The organism is Staphylococcus sp. HMSC067F07 (assembly GCF_001837405.1).
GTDB classification, from domain to species: Bacteria; Bacillota; Bacilli; order Staphylococcales; family Staphylococcaceae; genus Staphylococcus; species Staphylococcus capitis.
In genome coordinates this window covers 519,654-544,988 of record NZ_KV832234.1, presented here as the reverse complement: position 1 = coordinate 544,988, position 25,335 = coordinate 519,654, and the positions used below count along the sequence as shown (strand labels likewise).

General features: G+C 31.5%; 23 protein-coding genes and 1 pseudogene. 9 read left to right on the top strand and 15 right to left on the bottom strand.

Annotation, left to right across the window (positions count from 1 at the left end; all coding sequences use genetic code 11):
• Window positions 1-19: 19 nt before the first annotated feature.
• Genes HMPREF2706_RS05830 through HMPREF2706_RS05820 form a run of 3 tightly spaced genes read right to left on the bottom strand, consistent with a single transcriptional unit; the run spans window position 20 to window position 1,699 of the window.
• Window positions 20-826 (bottom strand): DUF4097 family beta strand repeat-containing protein, encoded by an 807-nt coding sequence (locus HMPREF2706_RS05830; RefSeq protein WP_070597498.1) that lies wholly within the window; start codon window positions 824-826, stop codon window positions 20-22.
• On the bottom strand, window positions 823-1,383 hold the full coding sequence (locus tag HMPREF2706_RS05825; protein ID WP_002453870.1) for an HAAS signaling domain-containing protein: 561 nt from the start codon (window positions 1,381-1,383) through the stop codon (window positions 823-825). Before HMPREF2706_RS05825 ends, HMPREF2706_RS05830 begins: the two co-directional genes overlap by 4 nt.
• Window positions 1,376-1,699, bottom strand: a complete 324-nt coding sequence (locus HMPREF2706_RS05820) for a PadR family transcriptional regulator (protein ID WP_016898615.1) — start codon at window positions 1,697-1,699, stop codon at window positions 1,376-1,378. Before HMPREF2706_RS05820 ends, HMPREF2706_RS05825 begins: the two co-directional genes overlap by 8 nt.
• Before the next feature lie 330 nt (window positions 1,700-2,029).
• Here HMPREF2706_RS05820 and gltS point away from each other — a divergent pair, with 330 nt between their 5' ends.
• On the top strand, window positions 2,030-3,238 hold the full coding sequence (gene gltS, locus HMPREF2706_RS05815; RefSeq protein ID WP_002453872.1) for a sodium/glutamate symporter: 1,209 nt from the start codon (window positions 2,030-2,032) through the stop codon (window positions 3,236-3,238).
• A 129-nt stretch (window positions 3,239-3,367) separates the two neighbouring features.
• Here the strand turns inward: gltS and fni are convergent, their stop codons facing one another.
• On the bottom strand, window positions 3,368-4,417 hold the full coding sequence (fni, locus tag HMPREF2706_RS05810) for a type 2 isopentenyl-diphosphate Delta-isomerase (RefSeq protein WP_047796623.1): 1,050 nt from the start codon (window positions 4,415-4,417) through the stop codon (window positions 3,368-3,370).
• Window positions 4,418-4,462: 45 nt separating this feature from the next.
• Window positions 4,463-5,410 (bottom strand): magnesium/cobalt transporter CorA, encoded by a 948-nt coding sequence (corA, locus tag HMPREF2706_RS05805; protein WP_002432313.1) that lies wholly within the window; start codon window positions 5,408-5,410, stop codon window positions 4,463-4,465.
• 107 nt (window positions 5,411-5,517) lie between these two features.
• Between corA and HMPREF2706_RS05800 the strand changes: the two genes are divergently transcribed.
• The gene (locus tag HMPREF2706_RS05800; RefSeq protein WP_037550161.1) at window positions 5,518-5,994 is read left to right on the top strand and encodes a thioesterase family protein; all 477 of its coding nucleotides are present in this window, start codon (window positions 5,518-5,520) and stop codon (window positions 5,992-5,994) included.
• Window positions 5,995-5,996: 2 nt separating this feature from the next.
• Window positions 5,997-6,389 carry a hypothetical protein gene (locus HMPREF2706_RS05795; protein ID WP_002432953.1) on the top strand — a complete coding sequence of 131 codons (393 nt, stop codon included), beginning with the start codon at window positions 5,997-5,999 and terminating at the stop codon, window positions 6,387-6,389.
• 51 nt (window positions 6,390-6,440) lie between these two features.
• Here HMPREF2706_RS05795 and HMPREF2706_RS05790 read toward each other — a convergent pair whose 3' ends face one another.
• Window positions 6,441-7,340 carry an alpha/beta hydrolase gene (locus HMPREF2706_RS05790; protein WP_023351247.1) on the bottom strand — a complete coding sequence of 300 codons (900 nt, stop codon included), beginning with the start codon at window positions 7,338-7,340 and terminating at the stop codon, window positions 6,441-6,443.
• 217 nt (window positions 7,341-7,557) lie between these two features.
• Between HMPREF2706_RS05790 and HMPREF2706_RS05785 the strand changes: the two genes are divergently transcribed.
• Window positions 7,558-8,196 carry a hypothetical protein gene (locus tag HMPREF2706_RS05785; protein WP_037550164.1) on the top strand — a complete coding sequence of 213 codons (639 nt, stop codon included), beginning with the start codon at window positions 7,558-7,560 and terminating at the stop codon, window positions 8,194-8,196.
• 173 nt (window positions 8,197-8,369) lie between these two features.
• Here HMPREF2706_RS05785 and HMPREF2706_RS05780 read toward each other — a convergent pair whose 3' ends face one another.
• Window positions 8,370-10,421, bottom strand: coding sequence for a DHA2 family efflux MFS transporter permease subunit (locus tag HMPREF2706_RS05780; RefSeq protein ID WP_037550167.1), 2,052 nt, complete (start codon window positions 10,419-10,421; stop codon window positions 8,370-8,372).
• A gap of 12 nt (window positions 10,422-10,433) precedes the next feature.
• A complete protein-coding gene (locus HMPREF2706_RS05775) occupies window positions 10,434-11,081 on the bottom strand; it encodes an HlyD family secretion protein (RefSeq protein WP_002432737.1) in 648 nt (215 codons plus the stop codon).
• A gap of 131 nt (window positions 11,082-11,212) precedes the next feature.
• Here HMPREF2706_RS05775 and HMPREF2706_RS05770 point away from each other — a divergent pair, with 131 nt between their 5' ends.
• Window positions 11,213-11,764 carry a TetR/AcrR family transcriptional regulator gene (locus HMPREF2706_RS05770; protein ID WP_016898612.1) on the top strand — a complete coding sequence of 184 codons (552 nt, stop codon included), beginning with the start codon at window positions 11,213-11,215 and terminating at the stop codon, window positions 11,762-11,764.
• A 90-nt stretch (window positions 11,765-11,854) separates the two neighbouring features.
• Here HMPREF2706_RS05770 and HMPREF2706_RS05765 read toward each other — a convergent pair.
• The 3 genes and pseudogenes from HMPREF2706_RS05765 to HMPREF2706_RS05755 form a co-directional block, all read right to left on the bottom strand.
• Window positions 11,855-13,054, bottom strand: a pseudogene (locus tag HMPREF2706_RS05765) (multidrug effflux MFS transporter).
• A gap of 123 nt (window positions 13,055-13,177) precedes the next feature.
• On the bottom strand, window positions 13,178-14,575 hold the full coding sequence (locus tag HMPREF2706_RS05760; protein ID WP_070862248.1) for a membrane-associated protein TcaA: 1,398 nt from the start codon (window positions 14,573-14,575) through the stop codon (window positions 13,178-13,180).
• Window positions 14,576-14,855: 280 nt separating this feature from the next.
• Window positions 14,856-15,311: a MarR family transcriptional regulator TcaR gene (locus HMPREF2706_RS05755; protein WP_049428348.1), complete on the bottom strand. Its 456-nt coding sequence runs from the start codon at window positions 15,309-15,311 to the stop codon at window positions 14,856-14,858.
• Window positions 15,312-15,496: 185 nt separating this feature from the next.
• Between HMPREF2706_RS05755 and HMPREF2706_RS05750 the strand changes: the two genes are divergently transcribed.
• Window positions 15,497-16,450, top strand: a complete 954-nt coding sequence (locus HMPREF2706_RS05750) for a YdcF family protein (protein ID WP_070862247.1) — start codon at window positions 15,497-15,499, stop codon at window positions 16,448-16,450.
• 65 nt (window positions 16,451-16,515) lie between these two features.
• On the opposite strand, the gene HMPREF2706_RS05745 is transcribed toward HMPREF2706_RS05750, so the two are convergent.
• Entirely contained in the window at window positions 16,516-17,178 is a 663-nt protein-coding gene (locus tag HMPREF2706_RS05745) for an ABC transporter ATP-binding protein (protein WP_070862246.1), read from the bottom strand.
• On the bottom strand, window positions 17,178-18,233 hold the full coding sequence (locus tag HMPREF2706_RS05740; RefSeq protein ID WP_037550194.1) for an ABC transporter permease: 1,056 nt from the start codon (window positions 18,231-18,233) through the stop codon (window positions 17,178-17,180). The genes HMPREF2706_RS05745 and HMPREF2706_RS05740 overlap by 1 nt, the downstream gene beginning before the upstream one ends.
• 132 nt (window positions 18,234-18,365) lie before the next feature.
• Between HMPREF2706_RS05740 and HMPREF2706_RS05735 the strand changes: the two genes are divergently transcribed.
• Together HMPREF2706_RS05735 and HMPREF2706_RS05730 are read left to right on the top strand one after the other, a co-directional pair.
• Window positions 18,366-19,040: a response regulator transcription factor gene (locus HMPREF2706_RS05735; RefSeq protein ID WP_030063514.1), complete on the top strand. Its 675-nt coding sequence runs from the start codon at window positions 18,366-18,368 to the stop codon at window positions 19,038-19,040.
• Window positions 19,033-20,400 carry a sensor histidine kinase gene (locus HMPREF2706_RS05730; protein WP_049428354.1) on the top strand — a complete coding sequence of 456 codons (1,368 nt, stop codon included), beginning with the start codon at window positions 19,033-19,035 and terminating at the stop codon, window positions 20,398-20,400. Before HMPREF2706_RS05735 ends, HMPREF2706_RS05730 begins: the two co-directional genes overlap by 8 nt.
• A 133-nt stretch (window positions 20,401-20,533) precedes the next feature.
• On the opposite strand, the gene HMPREF2706_RS05725 is transcribed toward HMPREF2706_RS05730, so the two are convergent.
• On the bottom strand, window positions 20,534-22,012 hold the full coding sequence (locus HMPREF2706_RS05725; protein WP_023351236.1) for a malate:quinone oxidoreductase: 1,479 nt from the start codon (window positions 22,010-22,012) through the stop codon (window positions 20,534-20,536).
• Between the two features lie 344 nt (window positions 22,013-22,356).
• On the opposite strand from HMPREF2706_RS05725, the gene HMPREF2706_RS05720 reads away from it, so the two are divergent.
• Window positions 22,357-23,502 (top strand): glycosyltransferase family 4 protein, encoded by a 1,146-nt coding sequence (locus HMPREF2706_RS05720; protein ID WP_049428356.1) that lies wholly within the window; start codon window positions 22,357-22,359, stop codon window positions 23,500-23,502.
• Between the two features lie 54 nt (window positions 23,503-23,556).
• Here the strand turns inward: HMPREF2706_RS05720 and HMPREF2706_RS05715 are convergent, their stop codons facing one another.
• The gene (locus HMPREF2706_RS05715; RefSeq protein WP_070862245.1) at window positions 23,557-25,164 is read right to left on the bottom strand and encodes an L-lactate permease; all 1,608 of its coding nucleotides are present in this window, start codon (window positions 25,162-25,164) and stop codon (window positions 23,557-23,559) included.
• Window positions 25,165-25,335: the final 171 nt, after the last annotated feature.

Below are 25,335 nucleotides of genomic sequence, written 5' to 3'. Positions count from 1 at the left end.
CATCCTCGCTTCTTTGCATTTAATTCACTTTAATATCTCCTGAATCATTAAATAATTGTAGTTTTTTACTACCATTACCTACTTTTTTATCTTTTAATTCCCTTAACCCTACATAAGAATCACCTGAATCATTATGTATTTTTAAAAGGGTATCTTTAGGCTTTTCTTTATAATGTAATGAAATATCTCCTGAATCATTTTTAATATTTGTATTTACATCAGGTTGCATTTTTTGCAAATTAATATCTCCTGAGTCATTGATCAATTTTATAAGTTTTTTGGAATTAATATTTGATGTTGAAATGTCTCCTGAATCATTATTCACATAAAGCTGATCAAACTTACCTTTGTTAATTGATATATCAGCTGAATCAGCATTCAATTTTGCTTTTTCAACATTAATATTATTTACTTTTAAATCTCCATCACTCGCATTCACAGACAATTTATTAGTTTTTTTAGGAACTGTTATAGTGATATGATTTTCGACATTATTTAAAGGCCTAAAGTTAATCACTGATTCTTTAGTTTCTTCTTTAAGAATCCACTGTTTATCTTTAATGTAACTCTTAACTTTTACATTCTTATCATCACCTCTAGATGTTACTGAGAAGTGATTTCCTTTTTTGATTGTAACATCGCTCATGTCAGAATTGACTTCAATCGAGCGAATATCTTTTTTATATTTTTTTGAGAGATTTGTCGTTACTTTATCGTTGTAGCTATCTTTTTTTTCAAGTTTTTCTCCTTGTGCATACAGACCTATACCACATATAACAACTAAAGCAAAGCCAAAAATAAATAATGTGATAAGAAATTTCTTCATGACTGAACACTTCCTTTCACAACTGAGACATTCCATTTTAGATATTTCACAATCATAATATATATCCATTTAATAATATAAATAGTTATAACTACGACCATTAATCCAATGCCGAACATTAGTCCAGCCATAAAAACATCGTAAAGAATAATTGAACTAAAACCATCAATAAATCCTTTAACAATTAGCATTATTGGTGCACCTAGCATTGAAATAGTGAAGAGAATTAAAGATACAATTGCAAAAAAGATCATGACAGCGGGGAACAATATAATAAAGAAATTGAATAAACTGAGTCCCATAACTGCAATAATCGCAGAAAAAATATTACTTATTGAGCTATTACTTTTTGCTCTCTCGACCGCTGCAGTAGCTCTTAATTCTTTTGCAATAGATTTTGGATTACCTAGTTCTTGAGAAATCTGTTCTTCAGATTTCCCTTCTTGTTTTCCACTATAGAAATGTGTTTCATACTCATTTAGAATATCTTGCTTCTCATCATTATTGATATGTCCTAAATATCTCTTTAGTAACTTTAAATAATGATCTTTATTCATTTGCTTCACTCTCCTCTATAAATTGATTGACTGCTTTAGAGAATAAATCCCATTCATTTTTAAGTATGTCTAATCTTTCCAGCCCTTGTTCAGTAAGACTATAATACTTTCGAGATGGACCTTCTGATGATGGTTGATAATAAGTAGCAAGTTCTCCACTTTTGACTAAACGTCTTAACAATGGATACACAGTCCCTTCCGCAATAGTCATATAGCGTGAGATATTTTGAACTAAAGAATACCCATATTGATCTTCTTTTTTAATAATTAATAAGACAATTAACTCTAGAGCGCCCTTTTTAAATTGAGTGTTCATGTATCTACCTCCTTTATGTATTATTCAGTATTGAACAATACACAGTAGTTGTTATAACTAATATAGCACCCACTACTGTACATTGCAAGGTACTGATTTTTAACATTATGTAAATTTAACGTGCATTTTTTAATTTATTGTTAAACTTTTATTTAATTCAAATTAAAATGTTCTGAATACTAGATATATATAAATAATATTATTTGATTTCCTAGATTTATTTAAATTCTACATGTATAATGGTTATTATGGCTTTTTATAACGCTTACATAATTATATAGATTAAGTATTAAACATAGGTTTTGGGACTACTTCTAAGGGGGCATTTTTATGATAGAGTTAGATGCAATCACAACCTTGTGTTTAGCATGTGTTCTATATTTAATCGGACAATCAATCATTAATCATGTATCGATATTAAGGAGAATATGTATACCTGCTCCAGTTATAGGCGGTTTACTCTTTTCAATTCTCGTAGCCATTCTTGATTCTTTACATATTGTTAAAATCAAACTCGATGCATCATTTATACAAGATTTCTTTATGTTGGCCTTTTTCACTACTATTGGTTTAGGCGCATCATTAAAGTTGTTTAAAATTGGCGGTAAAGTCATGCTTCTTTATTTCATGTTTTGTGGAATCATGGCGATATGTCAAAATATTATAGGTGTATCTCTCGCTAAAATTTTAAATATCCAGCCTTTATTAGGGTTAACTGCTGGCTCTATGTCAATGGAAGGTGGACATGGTAATGCAGCTGCATACGGTAAAACAATCCAAGACATGGGTATTGATTCCGCTGTAACCGCAGCACTTGCTGCCGCAACACTAGGTCTTGTTTTTGGAGGATTAATCGGCGGACCAGTTGTTAAATACTTAATAAAACGATATAACCTTACTCCAGAACATCGTGATGAATCATATAAGAATTATGGTGAAGTAGAATATAACCAATCACTTCATAATAAATTTAAACCAACACAAATATTTTTCATTCAATTTACAATTCTAGTATTTTGTATGGCTTTAGGGACATATATCGGAGATACATTCACTCACATGACTGGCGTCAACATTCCTATGTATGTTGGTTCAATGTTTGTTGCCGTTATCATTCGAAATGTATCAGAATTTGCTGGATTAAACATTGTTGATTTAAAAATTAACGACCAAATTGGTGATATCTCACTTGGTATCTTTTTATCTTTAGCATTAATGAGTATTCAGCTTACCGAAATTTATTCACTCGCTATTCCTTTAATCATCATTGTATTGATACAAGTCGTCTTCATGGTACTATTCTCTATCTTCGTATTATTCAGAGGACTAGGTAAAGACTATGATGCTGCAGTAATGGTTGGTGGATTTATTGGTCATGGTTTAGGTGCGACACCTAATGCAATGGCTAACCTTGACGTTATTACTAAAAAGTATGGTAGCTCACCTAAAGCATATCTTGTAGTTCCTATAGTTGGTGCATTTTTAATAGATCTAATCGGCGTTATTATTGTAATGAGCTTTATACAATTTTTTAGTTAATACGTAACCTCTAATAGCATGAAAACAATCGTGCATATAATTAAACTAAAAAAGGCTGAAAGAAAGCTTCGTAACGAAGCCTTCTTTCAGCCTTTAATTTATATTTTCGTACATTTTATATATTAAACTTTAGCCTCTGTGAATATCTAAGCCACGTTGTTCAATCCAAGAAAGTAGTTTAGGACTAAATACAATATCTTTGTGAGTAAGTGAATCAATATCTTTAGCATCTAACATCGTCATAATTTTTTTCATATGATTTAAGAAAGATTCTACATATTCAATCGTATTAGTAATACCTGATTGCTCTACTTGATTTAAAAATGGTCTAGACATACCAACAGCTTTAGCACCTAAGGCTAAACTTTTTACTGCATCTAAAGGTGTACGTAACCCACCACTTGCAAATACATTTAATTTATCTTGATAATCTGTACTTTCAAGTAGAGATTCAACTGTCGATTGCCCCCATTGGGTTAAGTAATCCATATCTTTATTTGAACGACGTTCATTTTCTATATCAACAAAATTCGTTCCACCACGACCACTTACATCTACATATTGAACGCCAATTTCAGCTAAAGACTTAAAGGTCTCTTTACTCATACCAAACCCAACTTCTTTAACAATTACTGGTACATCCACGCGATTCACAATAGCTTCTATATTATCCATCCAAGTTACAAATTCACGGTTACCTTCTGGCATAACCAATTCTTGTGGTGAATTCACATGAATTTGTAATGCCTGTGCCTCAAGTAATTCAACTGATTGTAACGCCTTTTCAACAGGCACATCTGCACCAACATTACTAAATATCATACCCTCAGGATTAGTCTGTCTTACAATGTTAAATGTTTCTGCCATTTTAGGGTTTCTTAAAGCAGCATGTGTAGATCCAACCGCCATTGCTAGTCCAGTTTCTCTAGCGACTACTGCTAACTTTTCGTTAATTTGCTTCGTCCAATCACTACCGCCCGTCATCGCATTAATATACACTGGGGATTGCATATCAAAGTGAGAAGTATGACTTGTTAAATCAACTTGATCGACATTAATGCTAGGAATGGAATGATGAACAAATCTTAATTTATCAAAATCAGATTGAGGCGCATCATGTTGAGACATAGCAATTTCTACATGTTCATTTTTTCTTTGTTCTCTCAGTGAATCACTCATTGAAATACCTTCCTTTGTTTAAATTCAAATATTTTTGTTAAAGTTTTAGAACCATTTTTTCCTTTTGAAAAAGACGACTAAAACAATTGTTATCACAAGCATTACGCCTAAACATATAAAATAAGCATAATGCCATTTTAACTCTGGCATATAATCAAAGTTCATTCCATAAACACCAGCTATAAATGTTAAAGGTGAGAAAATAACTGATACAAGTGTGAGTATTTGCATAATACTATTCATTCTAAATGAGGTGAATGACTCATAATTTTCTCGAATTTCATTTGTCATTTCTTGAGCTGTTCTAATGACATTTCTCTGTTTAATAAGGTGGTCATCAATATGTTGAATGTACATTGAGTGTTTAGCATCTTTAATGATATTACCTTCACTCTTAATCGTATCAACAACTTCTTGCATTGGAAACATAACTCGTTTAATTTTAATCAAATCTGAACGTAACTGAAAAACGTTTTCCATCACATTCTTACTATAGCGATCATCAACATGACGAGCTTCAAAATTATAAACTTTATCTTCAATACCATATACGAAATCGAAATATTTATCTACCATACTATCAAGTATATGTATCACTATATCCGCGCAATCTAATTCTGAATCATGGTTTTCAGCATTATATTCGGCGACCCTCTTTAAAGATTGAAAAGGTTTATGATGATACGTGACAAGTATATTATTTTGAAGAAATACATTTAATGCGATGGGTGAATAATCTTTATCAATAATACTGTGAAAAATCATATATTGATATTCTTTATATTCTTTGTATTTAACTCGTGGTATACCTGTAATAGCATCATCAATTTCTAAATAGTTAAAATCGAATTTATTTCTTAGAAATTCATTTTCTTTATTTGAAGCATTTTCAAAATCATACCAAATAATTGTCGCATCACTAGGGACGTCTTGAATATTTGATACTTCCGTAAGAGGTTGTGTTAAAGATTGATATCTTACGGTCATTGTCATCTTACTTCCCCCTCCAATTATCTCAGTTACATTCTATCATGAAATCAATCACGTGTATGTGTTAATTTAATTTAGTAAGATAGAGTTATATTCAAGGGGGATAAGAGATGTCTAAAACATTTACTGTAACACGAAAAGTAACTGAAGATTTGATTGATAATAATAACCATATGCATGATGCATATTATAATGTAATTTTTAGCGATGTAATTAATGAGTTTAATTATAGTCATGGGCTATCTCTTAAAGAAAGAGAAGAAAGTCAATTTACAGTATTTACAATAGAAGCACATACTACATATTTAGCAGAACTGTCTCTTGATCAGTCATTCACTGTAGAATTATACCTTTACGACTATGATTATAAACGTACGCACTTATTTTTAAGAATGTTGCATGAAGATGGAACTATAGCTGCTACAAATGAAGTAATGATGATGGGTATCGACAAGAATCAACGGCGCTCTGCACCATTTCCTGAGAAATATATGGAAATTATAGAAGCTTATGATTTAGAACAGGAAAAAATTGAGTGGCCTAAACAAATAGGACATCGCATTGGTATACCTAAGAAAGGAGAATAGTTATGCCTACTAGGAAACGTATAAAAAACGAGCTTATAGATTTGAAAGATGACGTTAAATTTGAGTTGAGTGAGTTAAACAATCAGAAAGAATTAGTCATCAATGGGCCTGCATCTCAACTTTTTAAACGAGCAATTCATATGAGTTATTTACAAGGACAAAAGTTTGCGATTGATGAAATATTTACGCTTATTGATGAGAACCAAATCGATGAAGAATTTCTTATTCAATATAATAATTTTGAAAAATATGTTCAAGATCAAAACTTAGAAAAGAAATTTACTTTTAGTAATTTTACTGACATACCACGTCAATTTGATGATTTTATGGCATCTTTTTACTATTTAAAAGGACAAAATTTTATTGTCACACATATTAATTCGATAATAGAATAACAATAAAGAACAAGGACTTTGGTAGTTTGATTTAACCAAAGTCCTTGTTCTTTATTTCCGAATAGCCTTCGTAATTTGTTTGATGACTTTATGTGATTGTCTTATTGGATATAATGGAAAATCATGCACCATTTTTGGGTATTCATTAAACTCAACATATTGACCATAATCTTCTAGTAAACGTGCGAGCTCTTTCATATCAGGATTTTGTATTTCCTTGCCTCCTCCATACATGTATACAGGAGGTAATCCTCTTAGCTCACCATAGAGTGGTGAAACACGTTTATCCGTTAATGGTAGACCATTAGACCATACTTTCATAAGTTCATTCACACCAAATCGACTTACTAATATATCTTCGTCTTCTAAGTCTTCGGTAATCATTTTATTTGATAGTGTCGCATCTAAAAGTGGTGAAATTAAGAATAGTTTACTTGGAACAGGTTCATTTTCCTCAATTAAGGATTGTACAAATCGCATAGCTAATCCGCCACCTGAACCGTCTCCCATGATGACGATATGATCAACACCAACTTCAGCTACTAATTCATCATAAACTTCCTTAATCGCGTTGTATGTATCTTCTAGGTGATATTCAGGCGCTTTAGGATAAATAGGTAGCACAACTTCATGTAATGTATTTAATGCTAATTTATCTAACAATCTCCAGTGGAATGGTGAGGGTTGCAATGTATTGTATCCCCCATGTAAATACAGAATTTTATTATTAGACTCATGTCTGAAATTAAATCTGAATACTTGCATATCCCCTAAAGATAATTTATCAAGATTTGCTTTTACATTTAATGATGAGGGTTGTTTATGTTTTTTACTATTTTCGTCTCTTCTTTTTTCTAAAAATTGCTCTACCTCATCGTCATTTTCGAAAAATATTGATCTGTTATGAAGTATATATTTATTGACTACTCTATTCATTAAACGATTTTTCATAGCTTGCTTGACCTACCTCTTTTCAAATTTTAAATTTAGAAAACAATTTGTTTAAAGTGCTATATTCATTTTTCTAAAAAAGATATAATATTATATGAGTTAGATGAATCTTAAACCACTTTATGTTTGCGCGTATATGTCTTGAATAAAGCCAATTATAACAAACATAAAGTGAAAATGATAAATATAGGACAGCAAAATTAAAGGAGGCATCTTAGTGTCTGAACCTAATCAAAATCCAAGTAACTTCAACGCTCAATTTCATGAGCAAGAAATACACCGAGGCAAAAGATATGGGAAGAAAAAGCGTTCATGGGTTAGTATTATCATCCATCTGATCATACTCATTTTAACTGCTATAACAGGTTATAGTATGTTGAAACAACCTATTTTTAACCTTGCTTTCGCTAATAAAACAATTAATTTCCATGAAATTCAAAACTTCCAAGATACTCTAACTAAAATCGGTAATTTAAATATTAATTTGGGCAATATGGATGATCTACAAAAATCTATAGATAACCTCATAATGGTGTTTAATATATTCTTTATTCTTTGTTTAGTTAGTATGTTTATTACTGTAATTACAATTATTCTTAATAGAACTTTATTGAAGATTTTCAATTTATTTATTTTAGCAGCTATGTTACTGATTACTTTGTATTTTAGCTATATTATTCATACAATTGCGCAAAAAATTTCTGAATCTCTTAAACAATATTATTTAACTGTTTCTCCAGACCAAGTAATTAATGAAGCTGATGCAATACATAATGCACTCATTTTACTTGCTTGTAGTATTGCACTCTTATTCATTAGTTTATTCTTCCGTAATCGACTAGCACGTATAAGATAATGCAAAAGACCAATCCAGAACTTTTAATCAAGTTCTGGATTGGCCTTTTATTCGTATTAATAATTTAATCCGTTCGCCTGCGCTCTCGCGCATGCATAAGAGCCACTAACAATCTTCCGATTGTAAGTGGCTCTAAGTGTCCCCACAACACATTTTTATCTCTTAATTAGTTTTTACTCTTGGTGAGCTGTTTTATCTTCTGCGTTAGCTTTTTTAGCTGACGCTTCTGCTTTTTTCTTACTTTGTAAGAATAAGCTTAAGATTAATGCGATAGCACTAATAACAGTAGCAATGATAAATGCATCATTAACACCTTCAACAGATGCAAGTTTATTAACATATTGTAATAACACTTTTAATGCACCTGATTCGCCACCATATTGTTGTGCTAATTCACGCATATGATCTTGGATAACAGGATTGGTTTTATCTAATTCATCCCCGAATGCTGCAACATGATTGGTTTGTTGAGTCGTCATTACTGTTACCAATATAGCTGTACCGATAGAACCTGCTAATTGTCTCATTGTATTAACAAATGCGTTACCATGTGAGATCAATCTTGCAGGTAAAGCATTCATACCTGCTGTCATAATAGGCATCATAATAAATGCCATACCGAACGAACGCAATACATATATGCCCATAATATGAAGATATGGCGTTTCTAAGTTCAATTTACTTAATTCCCATGTAGCATAAGTCATAATACCGATACCAAAGATTGCTAATGGTTTAATACCTATAGTATCTAATAGCTTACCAGCTATAGGACCTAAAGCACCCATGACTAAGGCACCCGGAAGCATGAGTAAGCCTGAGTCTAATGCTGAGAAGCCACGTAAATCTTGTAAATATAAAGGAAGTAAAATCATACCGCCATATAAACTCATCATTACAATCATATTGATAACTGTTGTAAGTGTATATGTTGGATATTTTAATACTTCAAGATTTAACATTGGAGCCTTCATTCTTAACTCTCTAATTACAAATAGAACAATGAAGATAATACCAATAACAAACATTGTTACAATTTCCGTAGAACCCCAGCCTTTATTACCAGCTTCGGAGAAACCGTATAATAAAGCACCGAAACCTATTGTACTATAGATAATTCCTGGTATATCGGCTTTAGGATTTGTGGTACGTTGGTAAAGTTTAAACCAAAACATACCTACAATAATTGCAACTAAACCGATAAAGAACATACCATAGAACATGACGTTCCAATGATAGTTTTGAACGATATAACCTGATAGTGTTGGACCAATGGCTGGTGCTAAGATCATAGCTATTCCCATTGTACCCATTGCAACACCACGTTTTTCAGGTGGGAAAATCGTTACAATAACGTTAGAACCTAATGGCATTAAGATACCTGCACCAATGGCTTGTAACACACGTCCTCCCATCATAATTGGGAAGTTAAACGAAATCGCACAGACAAGTGAACCAATCGTAAAGAGCACTAAGCCCACAATAAATAGTTTTCTATACGAATATTTGTTAAATAAGAAAGCACTAATTGGAATTAAAATACCATTGACTAACATGAAACCTGTCATCAACCATTGTCCAGTTGATGCAGAAATATTAAATTCAGTATTAATTTTAGGCAATGCCACATTTAATAATGTTTGGTTTAAAATCGCAATAAACATACCAAATAACATTGCAGCTAAAATCTTACCTCTTGAAATACCTTTACCAAAAATGAAGTTAGATTCTTGGTTTTTAATTTTCTCATTAACTCTACCTTCTACAGAATTAGGGTTAATAGGATTTAAAACTTCATCTGATTCTTCATTTGATTCTGTAGAATGATTATTTTGATTATCGTGTTTCTCTACGTTTTCTTCTTCATGTTGATCTGAACGACGTAAAGAACCAGGATAGTCATCATATCTACTTTCTGAATGTGTTGCATTAGAAGATCTTTGATCTCCCTCTTTAGTAGATTCGAAGTGATGTTTTCTTTTATCATCTTCGATATTATCAGAATGATTTCTGACATGACTTGAAGCATTGTTAGACTCAGATTGTTTATCTAGATCACTTGCTTTAAATTTAGATTGATAACTTTGATTCTTAGAATCCTTAGTCGAACGTTGTTCCGCTTTTTGACCTTTTGCTTTTTTCCTAGATTTAGAAAGAAAAACATTAATAAGACCAATAAGTATGAGCGCTATAACAATATAAACAATAATGAAGGTCGCTGTCATAAAATGACCCCCTTAATTTTTATGGATTTTAACTTCAGCGTTCATACCTGGAACAACATTTTTAGATGGTTCAGAATCTAGAGAAATTTTAACTGGCACTACTTGAGACACTTTAGTGTAGTTGCCGTCACTGTTTGATGAAGGCATTAATGAGAAACTAGCTGCAGTTGCTTCACCAACTTGTTCAACTTTACCTTTGATAGAAGCTTTTTGACCGTCGATATCAACGTCTACATCGTTTCCTTTTTCTACATCAGAAATGTCTTTTTCATCTACGTTAGCAGTAATGTATAAATCATCTAAATTGTATGCATAAGCGATTGGGTTACCAGCTTGAGCCATAGACCCTTCCATACCATCAGTTTTTACGATAGTACCTTTTTGAGGCATTTTGATGCTCATATCTTTAGATTGACCACCTTCACCTTGAGCTGAAACTTCAGCTACTTTATCACCTTTATCAAGTTTATCTCCTTGTTTAATATCAAGAGATTTAATTTGTCCTGAAGCTGGACTTGAGATTTTAATTTGATCTCCGTCTACTTTTGCGTTGTCAGTAGTTACGTAGCTAGTCGCATTGTTCCAGAACCAGAAAGCTAGAACACCTATAACTACTAAGACAATGATAGTAATGACATTCACTAATACCATTTTCTTCATGAATATATCCTCCTATTTGCTTTTAAAATTCACTTTATCTATTATAGAGATGTGAATCTAAAAATAACACCAACAATTTTTATAATTGTGTTGGATAAAAACTTATATAAAAAAATTAATCAGGTGAAACAATGAAGCAACGTGCTAAATATAAAATCATTCAAAGTCTTATTGAATTACTTGAAGAATATCCATTTGAGGACATTACTATCAAAATGATTTGTGCATATAGTAACGTAAATCGCTCAACTTTTTATGATCATTTTCAAGATAAATATCATTTATTAGAACGTATACAAAATTATCATCTCGATAAATATAAAGCTTTACTTAATTCTTTTTATCATGACTTTCATAGCATTAAGCAAGATCAAAAGAAAATGTATAAATTCTTTTTACTTGTTGCGAGTTATATCAAACGTAGGGAAGCCTTTTATAAAGCAACATTAATTACTCATCCTAATAAAGATATTGCTTTGGATTATATTAATGAAACTAGAGATTGTTATGAAAAGGTGATGAATAGATATGAAACCTCAATTCAGAATAAACACATGTTTGTTGTTTATTCTGTAGGAGGTCAAGCCGGTATTATTATCGATTGGTTACGACGTGGTTGTGTAGAGTCTCCAAAAGTCATAGCAGAAGTCTTACTCGCAAATACTATTAAACTGCAAAGGTAAACATTTAAAGCTAAACTGAAGATGAAAAAAGTCTACTTCGAAGTTAATTTTAACTCTGAAGTAGACTGAGATTAAATCATCTTAAACGGTTTAGCTTTTTTTAAATACGCGTCTATTTAAAAGTTGTAATATAATCAGAATTACAGCTGTTATAGCAATAATAATGTAGGGTGTTGGATCATTTTCCCCTTTAATACCTACGAGTGGTGACATCAGTCCACCTAATAATGTTTGAAATAGTCCAAGAAGGCTTGAAGAACTGCCTTTTCCACTTTTACTTTCATCCATTGCAATAGAGAAACCAAGTGTTGCTACACCTGTTACAGGTGCTACAAGTATTACAAAGCCAAACGCTAATAACCAGATATTCCAATGATTGATTAATGTCATACTTACTATGATGACACCTAAAATTTGGATTACAGTCATCATTCTAAGTATAGATTGCCTATCAAAGTAATCTACTAACTTTCCGGTCAGTTGACTTGAAATAATTAAAGTAATACCTATGGATGCAAACATGATACTAAACTGTAAAGGCGAAAATCCATATATTTTTTGAACAATAAATGGTGAGGCTGAAATGTAAGTAAATAATAAAACAAATGACACGCCTTGTATCAACATAGGTAATACAAATCTTGGTGTAGCAAATAAATCTTTAAAGTTCTTAAACATTGTGCCAATGTTGCTATTAACACGGTGTTCATTTTCAAGGGATTCTGGAACTTTGAAAAGTGTTCCTATGAACATAAGTAAACCGAAAATGGTCAATATAATAAAGACCATTCTCTAACCAGTAAAACTTAGTATCAAACCCCCAAGTGCTGGTGCGATAACTGGTGCAACACCGTTAACTAACATTAGAAGTGATAAGAATTTGGTTAAATCATTTCCTGAGTATTTATCACTTGCCACTGCTCTGGATATGACTGCACCTGCCCCACCAGTTAGACCTTGTATAAGACGTAATATAATCATCACCCAAATATTCGTAACAAAAATGATTCCTAAACTTGCCAGCGTGAAAATAACCATCGCAATAAGAAGAGGCTTTTTACGACCTTTAGAATCGGAAATAGGACCAGCAAACAAGTTACCGAATGCTAATCCCACCATGAAAAATGAAATTGTTAATTGAGCATTTGATGCTGTTGTATGAAAATCATTCTTAATGTTAGGTAGACCTGGTAAGAACATGTCAATTGACAACGGTCCTATAGCAGTAAGCGCACCTAAAATGATGATAAATAATAGGGAATTGCGATGTTTGGGTTGTGATTGCTCCAAAGTGAAGCCTCCTTTATACCTTTAAAAGGAAATCAAGCATTTATTTTTTCTTAAGCTTTTTCTGATAATTAATTATATTACTAAATAGCTATAAAAAAGCCAAATGCATTTTGCATTTGGCTTTTATTCATCACCTTTTGTGAGTTGCATATTACTATTATCAGAGTCAATTTCTAGTTCATAGTCTTTGTTAACAAAGTTACCTGAGTTATCAATTTGTTGAATCGTGGTTTTAATTTTATCTCCGCTTCTACTGGCACTTAATACTTGTGGTGATAGCATTGAAACAGTTGTATGATTTGCAAAGTTATTTTTCATTTGTTTATAAATAGAAGAATTCTTTTTAAAATAACTTGATATAAAATCAAAATTATTCATATTAAAAGCTGAATTAATCGCCATTGAGTAACCACTGAAGAACTCCGTTAATTTATTTTTGAGACTGTTCTCTTCTTTTTCTTTTTTCTCAACATAACTATTGATTTTATCACTTTCAAAATTTAATGTCACAGTCGTATTATTTTTTAAATCATCAGCACTAATTGTTTTGGTTTCTGAACTAAATTTTCTACCTTTTGCTTTACCTGTGGCAGATATAGTAATATCTTTCGTTTTCGGATACGGACCATACTCTTTAGAATTTGAGTATGACATTTCACGATCATTAATTTTTACTTTTTCTGAACTATCACTTAATTTACTTGCACCTTTTAATTTGATATTTAAATAGGTCTGATCAAAATCTTCCGAAGCTTCTACTGTCTCAGAACTACTTTCTCTAAAATCAAAATTTAAATAGCCATTGAATGTACCATTCTTAGTAATCTTTTTAGCAGGCATGTGATAAGTACCCGGTATGAAATCACCTAATGGTGTATTCTTGTGTGCATCTGCAATGACAGTTTTGCGTTTACCACCTGTTTTAAATTCATATTTTGTTTCTTCTTTAGGTTTAATAATTGGTTGTTTCGTGGGTTCAGTAAAGCTCATATTATCAAAGAACAAATATCTCGTACCATTTTTACTAATTCTCAGTACGTCTTGACCACTTCTCGTTTGGATATACGATGCGACACTTGAATTATTTTTATTCAATTTGTCCACTGTCTCTCGAATATTACTAATAAAACTTTTCATACCTACTTCGTTTTTAATATATTTAATATATTCTTTCGCCTCATCTGGATCTACTTTATTATCTTTAGTACTTAATAAAGTTGCTACTTTTTGCGTATCATTATTATCTACTGCATTAACAAGAATCTTAGCTTGTGCATCTGGAGAATTAAAGTTCTTTAATAGGAAAAATAAAACCACAATAAGTATTAAAATAAAAAAGACGATTCCTAGTGGAACAATTCTACGTAATTTGAGGTTCGTAGCGTTATTATTTTGCGATTGAGATGATTGCTGTTTAGTTTTATTTTTTCTTTTCTTATCTCTTGATAATGATTGCCCACAATTTGGACAGCTTTCATTATCACCACTAACTGTATGTCCACAGTTTGGGCATTGATTCATTATATCACCTCTTATTCCCACACTACATTCACTTAATTTTTATATTATATAATTATTTTATCCACCTGGTTTATTTTACAGATTTTGATTTAAAATTACAATTTCTAATATATGTAGTTTTCATTTTATTTTAATTAAAAAGCATTTACGCACTTATTCGAATTATATTAATAAAACAGCTTAAGTTAAATACATAATTAGTCCTAAATACATAAAATAATTTACACTTTTCATTATATTCCTATCAATGATTCAGTGTATAGTCTGATTCTCAGAATATTTATAATTTAGAATTAAACGATTTGATACGATGATCAATGACCTCTAAAACATGTCTAACTTTTTCTATTTCCTCTGTTGAGAAATCACTTGTCATATCATTAGCAATATTACTTATGTTTGCTTTTCTTTTTACAATATATTCTTTGCCTTTTTCTGATAAAATTACAATTTTTAAGCGTTGGTCAGTATTGGCATTTGTTTTTTCGAGTTTAACTAAGTCAGCATCTAATAATTTTTTAACTCTTCTACTTACTGCTGCTTTATTGACGCCTTGTTTTTCAGTAATTTGACTCACTGTTAATGATTCATTACTTAACATATTCAACACATTAGATTGCTCTATAGAAATGCCATATTCAATTTGTAAATCTTTAAGTAGCTTTGCAGTTAATGTATTTACGTCATTTATGAATTTTTCCAAAAAAATGATATGATCTTCTATTCGTCTTACCATGTAGAATCTCCTAATTTATTTTATCTATTTATATAAAAAAATTATTTTTCATACTTTTAAATAATAGCAAGAATACTATCAAATTGAAACCTCTAATGAGCTCATGTATTTTATAGCTAAAAGATTGCTAATTATGAATAGCTAGTCTACATTATATATACAATAAATGTAGAGGTAATCCATTCATGATATCAATTATACTAACAATCATTGCTTTTATCCTTATTGCATCTTTGTATGTCAATCAACCACTCACTCTTAATTTAAGAGCTTATATTTCTTCTATTATTATCGGATTTATCATTACAATTTATCATTTAACTATTCCGTATGATTTAACAAGCTTAATGTTGATTGCTTCATTATTTATTCTCATTAAACATCGACATTTATTTAACTTTAAACGTGGACGTCTATTTTTGAAACACATGTTTATTTACCTTTATCGCATCATATTATTCCTATCAGCATGTATATATATCAGTACGGTAGACATCCCAATTATTAATGGATTGGCCTTATGGTTCGCCACCATCGCTTATAGTACTATATTCGCTTTTATTTGTTATATTTCTTGGTCATCAGCTTATGGTAGTCATTTATGTTCTAAAAATGTAGACCTAATTATGGTACTAGGAGCAGGTATTTTTACAGAGGAAGTCACTCCTATGCTTGCTGAACGGTTAAATTGCGCAATCAAAGTTTATGAATCTCAAAAGCATTCTCCATATATGTTAGTAAGTGGTGGGCAAGGTCCCGATGAACCCATTACTGAGGCGCTAGCAATGAAACGCTATCTCATCGCGAAGGGTGTGCCGGAGAAACGTATTCTAATGGAAGAACAATCTACTAATACGTATACCAATTTTCAATATTCAAAGCCAATCATAGAAGGACATTTTGGAAGACGGGCACAATTCTTATGTGTTACAAGCCAATTCCATATTTTAAGATCATTGCGTCTTGCTAATAAAGTAGGTTTAGAATTCTATGGTCTCGGGAGCCATACACCCTATCATTTTTTCAGTATAGCGCTTATCAAAGATTTTTTAGGATTAATGTATCAATATAAAGTAATTCTAACTATTTATTTTGCGATTATCTTTTGGGTAAGTCTTATACGCATGATCATCGTCTAAGAAATGAATAAGCGAGATAACGAAAATTACTATTCAAGTAGACTAACGTTACCTCGCTCTTTTTATTAGTTGATTATTTTACCGTCATAAAGTTCTATAACACGGTCTGCATATTTAAATAAACTTTCATCATGTGTAATCATTATACCAATCATACGTTTGTCACTAATCTGTTCTTTAATCATTGCTACGACATCTCTAGCTCTCTCTGCATCTAAACTTGCGGTAGGTTCGTCAGCTAGTATGATTTTAGGATGATTCATAAACGCTCTCATAATCGCTACACGTTGTTTTTCTCCACCTGATAACATATAGGGATAGCTTTTCACCCTATGTGTTAAACCAATCTCATCAAGTAATTCATTAGCCCGTAACTTTGCTTCTCTTTTAGACATTCCCGCTTCTTTACCAACAGTGATCAGTTGTTCTTCTACAGTGAGGTACGGGATGAGATATGACGCTTGAAATATAAAGCCGATGTCGTTGAGCCTCATTTTAGTATTGTTGTTGTTATTAAATAAAGGTCTTTCTTCATAGATGAGTTTACCAGATGTAGGTGATAATAAACCGCCTAGTATCGTTAATAATGTAGTTTTGCCTGAACCAGAAGCACCATTTAAGATAACGCATTCTCCATCCTGAACTTCAAAATTGATTCCTTTTAAAACTTGCGTTTCAGATTCATTTTCTCCAAAAGTTTTAACAATATTATCTACCATTAATGTCATTATTCATTTCCCCCTATCGCTTCTATCGGATCAATTTTTAAAAGTTTAATGAACGAGAGTGACGCGCCAATTAAACCAACGAATAAAAATATTATTAATACAACTAACATGTTGCTCACTTCTAAATGAAATGGCATTGTAACCGGTAAAATTTGATTTATTAATATAATTAAAGCTTCAGATATAATTACACCAATCAGAGTAATTACTGAAATTTGAACGATTAATGAAATAAGTAAATGTGGTGTGGAAATGCCTATAGCTTTAAGTATTCCTATCTCGGAAATTTTCTGTATCGTCATTACATAAAAGAATGCGCTTAATACTATTGCTGTGATAATAAATAAACTATAAATCATCATTTTCAATGGACTTTGCTCAGCTTTGTAGCTAGCAATATGATTCGTTAATTCTTGTGCTTTTACATGTTGCACACCTTTAATTGAATTGATTTCATGCTTCTGTTTACTAGATAAATGACTCAATGAATAAAATGAAGCCACACCATTATTTTTATTTTGAAATACGTTTTGATTCATAAGAATCACATTACTATGCGAATACATAGCATCTTTAAGAATTCCTACGACTTTATATGGCTTACCTTCTTTGGTGAACTTCACTTTATCTCCTTTTTTAATCCCTTTTGCGATAAGTTTTTCATTCACTACAATTTCATTTTTATGATTTGGATATGTTCCAGATTTTAGATTAAATTTATTTTCGGTCGTATAGTTTAATGCAACGACATTTTCTTCATTACCTTTTATATTTAAAGTTTTTGACATCATTTTTATTGGTTGCTCGTTAACGATTTTGTTTATTTTAAATTGTTGTTTAGAGTTTAATGAAGATTTTTCTAGTTGTGGTTCCTTCATTTTCTGAATAATAAATTGGTTCCCTTTGAGGTGATCAAATAGAGAAATGTTTTCCCTGGCTAGTCCTTGAGCCAACCCACTGATAAATAAAACCATCGTAGACATTAAAAATACGATAAGCATTATAAGAATAAATCTGAATTTATAAAATTTAATTTCCTTCCATGCTAAATTCATTTATAGTCACTCCTTTATCTTTGTCACCAAAATTTTAAGAAGTGAATGTGAACTGAATATGAACGAACTTCGATATGTTAAATTAAAATTGAAAATAGTATAATAAATAAAAAACTTAGGAGCGAAAAGATGATGGCGAGCTGTTTAGTTGTTGATGATGATCGAAAAATATTAGATTATGTAAAATCTCATCTAATAAATGAACATTTTGAAACACACGCTTTTTTAAGTGGTGAGGAGGCACTTCATTTTCTTGAAAAAGAGAATGTCGACATAGCTATCGTTGATATTATGATGAATGGCATAAATGGTTTCGAATTATGTAAAACTTTAAAAGAGGATTATGATATACCCGTTATTATGTTAACGGCAAGAGACGCTTTAAGTGATAAAGAACGTGCTTTCTTAAGCGGGACAGATGACTATGTAACTAAACCATTTGAGGTGAAAGAATTACTATTTAGAATCAAAGCGGTGTTAAGAAGATATCAAATCAATGCTGAGTCTGAACTTAAACTTGGAAATTTAACACTCAATCAACCATATATGGAGATAAGCGTTGATGCTAAAACGATAAATCTTCCTAATAAAGAATTCCAATTATTATTTTTATTAGTGTCTAATCCAAAACACATTTTTACTCGAAATGACATCATTGAAAAAATTTGGGGCTTTGATTATGAAGGTGATGATCGAACTGTTGATGTACACATTAAAAGACTCCGTCAAAAGTTGTCTAGATTAGGTGCATCAATTTCAATACATACGGTCCGTGGACAAGGGTATAAGGTGAATCAAGATGTTTAAAACACTTTATTCTAGAATTGCAATCTATACCATCACAGTGATACTTTTTAGCGCCTTTATAAGCTTTGTCCTTACAAATATCTATTATCATTTTAATTTAAAAGCCTCTAATGATGCTAAAATTATGAAAACCTTAGAAGAAGCACGCAATTATGAAAACGCACAAAACACTCAATCACTCTCCTCTTATTTTAAACATTTGGGAGATATGAATTATCAAATACTTACTGTAGATAATCATGGTACAAAACATTTTTATGGAGAACCATTCCGTCGAGATACATTACCACAATCTGCTATTCAATCTGTAATGAATGGTAAAAATTATCACGGTATTAAAAATAAGCCATTTGAATTATTTGTCACAGGTTTTTTCGATAATGAAACGGATAACACGGTAGGCTTACGCTTTAAAACTAACGATAAACCAGTTGCGGTATTTATGCGTCCTGATATTGGTGAAACATTTAGTGAGTTTAGAATATTTTTAGCCGTGTTACTTGGGCTATTACTTGTCATCTCAATTTCATTAGTTATTGCTTCTACGTATTCAATTATTAAACCCGTTTCTGCTCTGAAAAGTGCAACCCATAGACTGATGAAAGGCGATTTTCAAACTCCTATCAATCAAACACGTCAAGATGAAATTGGCACCTTACAATCAAGGTTTGATACAATGCGCAAACGTTTAGGACAAGTAGATGAAATGAGACAACATTTTGTCCAAAATGTATCTCATGAAATCAAAACTCCACTGACACACATTCAAAGTATATTAACTCAACTACAATTTTCTAAAAGTAAAGAAGAAAGACAAATGCATGTTAATGAGCTATTTAATATTACTACTCAAGTCAGTGATTTAACGCAAGAACTATTATTACTATCTGAATTAGATAACGCAGAACATTTAACTTTAGATAATCGCATCCACTTAAATGATTTAATTAAAGATATTGTCAGACATGAGCAATTCCATATTGAAGAAAAAGATTTAGTAATTATGACAGAATTAGATGAGGTATATTTCCTAGGAAATGAAAGACTTATTCATCAAGCGTTAAGCAATCTTATCATTAATGCCATTAAATACACACCACAATATGGCTTAATCCAGATACATTTATCAATAGAAGCTTCCAATATTATTTTTACCATCGAAAATGAGGGCGCAGTCAGTGATAAAGATATGTCTCACATTTTCGAAAGATTTTATAAATTAAACAATGATCAGAGTAGTAATGGTTTAGGTCTCGCAATTACAAAATCCATCGTAGAATTGCACAATGGTACTATTTCTGTTCAATCTAACGACGCTACAATCTTCACAATTCAATTACCAATTAAAAACACTGTATAAACTAACTCCTAACCATGTTTTAGTTTATACTTTATCTTCATAAAAAAGGCTCTAAGATGATTTCAAGTTTGAAACCATCTTAGAGCCTTTGTTTTTAATTGACTTACTTTATCATTAACTTAGCTTCTACAAATTATTTAACATTTAAATACTTTGTAATTTCTTTATTTACGGCATGGTATACATCTTCATGTTCTGAGAGTTTCAAGCCAAATGAAGGTACCATTTCTTTGATTTTAGATTCCCAACCACTAAATTCTGATTGATAACAACGTTGTAATACATCAAACATAATATCTACTGCTGTTGACGCACCTGGTGAAGCACCTAAAAGAGCTGCTAGTGTACCATCTTCAGAAGTAATAACTTCCGTACCAAACTGTAGGTTACCTTTAGATTTATCAGTATCTTTAATCACTTGAACACGTTGTCCTGCAGTAATTACTTCCCAATCCTCGTCTTTAGCTTCAGGGAAGAACACACGTAAGTCATCAACACGTTCTTCATTAGATAACATTAATTGAGATACAAGATATTTAGTTAAATTAAACTCTTTAACACCTGCACTTAACATCGTTACTATATTATTTGGTTTAACAGATTTAATTAAATCTAAATATGAGCCAGTTTTTAAGAATTTAGGTGAGAAACCTGCGAAAGGTCCAAATAATAAAGAACGTTCACCGTTAACAAAACGTGTATCTAAGTGAGGTACAGACATTGGAGGTGCTCCCACCTCTGCTTTACCATACACTTTTGCATGATGCTGTTTAATAACATCAGGATTTTTACATCTTAAGAATAATCCACTTACTGGGAAACCACCAATGTGTTTAGATTCTTTAATACCTGTTTTTTGTAATAAAGGTAAACTAGCGCCACCAGCACCGATAAATACAAATTCCGTTTCATAATTTGTTATTTGACCAGATGTTAAATCTTTAATAACAACATTCCAATTACCATTATCCTGTTTCTTAATGTCTTGAACTTCATGCTTATAATTCACTTCGACATGTTTCTCTTGTAAATTGCTAATTAATTTTTTCGTTAAAGCACCAAAATTCACGTCTGTCCCTGTTTCATCATAAGTGATAGCAATAGGCTCTTCTGACTTACGCCCTTCCATCATTAATGGTACCCATTTCTTAATTTTTTCAGGATCTTCAGAGATTTCCATTTTTTCGAAAAGAACATTCTTTTGAAGACTATCTACACGACTTTTCAAGAAACGCACATTATTTTCGCCCTTAACAAAACTCATGTGTGGTACAGATTGGATAAACTTACCTGGGCTATCTAATTGACCCGTACGTACTAAATACGTCCAAAACTGTTTAGACACTTGGTATTGTTCATTAATCTTTATCGCTTTAGTGATATCAACTGAGCCATCTTTACCTTCTTTAGTATAATTCAGCTCGCATAATGCTGAATGCCCTGTACCAGCGTTATTCCAAACGTTTGAACTTTCCTCACCAGGTTGGTCCAATCTTTCAAATAATTTAATTTCTTTCTCAGGTGATAATTCTTTAAGTAATGTTCCTAATGTTGCACTCATAATGCCGCCACCAATTAAGATGACATCTGTTTTGCTATGTTGTGTACTCATAACAAATACAGTCCCCCTTTTCAATGAATAAATGGAACGATTGACTCTAATGGATTTGTTTTAATATAGATTTCTATATTAAAGCGCTTTCTAAACCTATAAAAAATTTATCCCAAGAGTTATTTAAGGAAGACTTGATTCTCCCTCATCATAACCATTGATTAAACTAGTTTAATTATATACTATAAATTGCTATTCACAAAAGGATAAAAAGTCAGATATCTATAAATTGTTAAACTCTTACCCTTAAATAATGCTATTAATCCATTCTAACATATTACCTTTAGTAGTCTGACTAATGTTATAATGAACTACAAGATTATAGAAACAATGAGGTGTTTTACATGAAATCGTTCACGTTTTTCATGCATAATATATATGCTATGGGTGGAACAGTAAAATCTATTTCCCAGCTCGCTAATACTCTGTCTAAAAAAGGTCACTCAGTTACAATCATCTCAGTATTTAGAGGCGCTCAATCGCCCTATTTTAAATTAAACAAAGATATTAATATTAAAGTATTAGTTGACTATCGTTTTAAAGCCAAAAATTTCAAAGCGATTGTCGCTAATCGTGTAAAATCTTACACTCCACTTTTAAAACCGCAAAAAATTTCTCAACATGAACCAGGATTTAATCAGTTTTCAAGTTATGTCGAAAAGAAAATGATTAAAGCCATCAAAAATGTGTCTTCAGATGTATTAATTGGTACTCGTGCGAGCTTCAATATTTTAATCTCAAAATATGCCAAAACTCATATCACCAAAATAGGTATGGAACACATGAATTTTGATGCTCATCCTGAGCAATATCAAAGAGAAATTATTGCTGCCTATAGAAACTTAAATAAAGTCACTACATTAACTGAAAGTGATCAAAAAAACTATCAATCTCGACTTAAAACTCCTGTATACGTCGTACCAAACATGGTAACTGAGAAAAAAATTGCTGCGCCGAAGAAAAATATTATCTTGGCCGCTGGTCGTTTAGAATATGAAAAAGGATTCGATTTACTTCTTGAGAGTGTGAGACTTATACAAGATTATTTAAGAAGTTTAAACTATGAAGTACATCTTTATGGGGATGGAAAAGAACAACAACAATTACAAGAATTTATCGATCAATATAACTTAAGCGATATTATTCAAATCAATGCGTCTACACAAGAATTAAATAGTAAATTAGCGCAAAGCAAAATTGTTGTTGTACCTTCACGTAATGAAGGTTTTGGGATGATTATTTTAGAAGCGATGCTTCAGGATAATATAGTTATTAGTTTTAAAGGCAATGTAGGTCCTAAAGCTATTATAAAAAATGGCCATAATGGTTATCTTGTAGAGTATGAAAATGTATCACAATTAGCCAAGCAAATTGATTTAACAACACATAATTATAATGAACTTGATCATATTATTCAAAATACCAAAGAAACCTTAAAATTATATCACCCGGATTCAGTATATGAAGACTTTATGAATATGTTCAAATAATTAAACATCTCCAAGCCTACTAAGAACTTTTAAAGGCTTGGAGATGTTATTTTTTTATAGTAATAATGATAAGATGAATGTCCATAAACATACGAATACGAGTAAACCGATACTGTATCGTAATGTCATTTTAAGTAACTCAGATTCTTTACCAACCTCTTTAACGGCAGCTGTTGCAATCGCTATAGATTGTGGTGAGATGAGTTTGGCTGCCACACCACCTACAGTATTTGAAGCAACAAGCAATGATCCACTAGTACCTATTTGTTGAGCAACTGATGCTTGAATAGGTGCAAACAATGAGTTGTTGTTGACGACGGAACCTGTCATGAATACGCCAATCCATCCAAGTATAGGTGATAAGATTGGGAAGACACTACCTGCTTTAGAAATACCTTGACCCATCGCACTACTTAATCCACCATATGTTGTAATTTTTGAGATTGCCAGAATAAAGCAAATAGTAAGGACTGGTAGCCAAAGTTCTTTAAAAGTGACACCAAATAAACGACCAGCATCTCCAAAGTTTACTTTCTTAGACATCAATATAGTAATAACGATCGTTAGTAGAATAGCTGTACCTGTTTGGCCAATAATATTAAGTGATAATACAATTGGTTTGTGTGCTATATCACTGAATGTACCTGGTAGATTAAAGTTAAACACAAGTGATGATAATTTACCTTTTGGTAAGAATAACCCTTTAAATGATGGAGAACTCCATATCATGACAATGATTGTTAAAATAACGAATGGGCTCCATGCATATAATATTTCCTTACCTTTATGATGTTTAACTGGTTCTGGTTCAACATCTTTTTGAATTCTAAAGATATGTTTAGGTTGGAACTTTTTAGAAAATAAAGCTAAAGCTAGCATAGATGCAAGTGGCGGAATAATATCTGCTAACTCTGGTCCATTGAATACAGTTAATAGTGCTTGTAAAACTGTATAAGTGACAGAAACAACTAAAATAGATGGTAATGTTTCTTTAATACCTTGGAAGCCATCAATAATAAAAATTAATAAAAACGGAATAAAGAAGTTAATATTAATAATGGCTAATGTCAGTGTTGCGGTTTGTGAAACACCCATAGCTGTAACATTTCCCGGTAAATGTAATGTATCGACCACTCCAACTGGTATACCTATTGCCCCAAAGGCACCTGACGCTGCATTAGCTACTAAACATAACATTGCTGCTTGAAGTGGTTTAAAGCCAAGTTGTGATAATAATAAAGCACAAATTGCAATTGGCACCCCAAAACCTGCAGCACCCTCTAAGAACGCATTAAACGAAAATCCTATCAGTAATAATTGAATACGTTGGTCTTGAGAAATACTTGTTATACTATCTTGTATAGTTGAAAATTGCCCAGACTCTAAAGTAATTTTATAAAGTAATACCGCCATCATTACAATATAACCAATAGGTATCACCCCTTGGAAGAAACCTTCTACAACTGCACCAGAAGCGATTCCCACTGGTAATTTGAAAAATGGAATTGCAATGAGCAATGTCACTACAAGTGTAGTTATCGCTGCATAAATTCCTTTCATTTTGAAAACTGTTAAACATAGTAAAAATAAAATGATAGGTATTGCTGCTACTAAACTTGATAATATTAAATTACCAAATGGATTAAATGTTTGTACTAACATATTTTGACTCTTCTTTCCTAAAAAATTTTCTATGAATTTAACTAGCAACATACTAATTTTAAACAGTTAACAAAAATTAAATAAAAATTAGTATGTCATCCCCACAAATATTTGTGAACTTTTTCACAAGAAAAATATATCATCTTTCTTTTAAAAATACAATAGACTTTT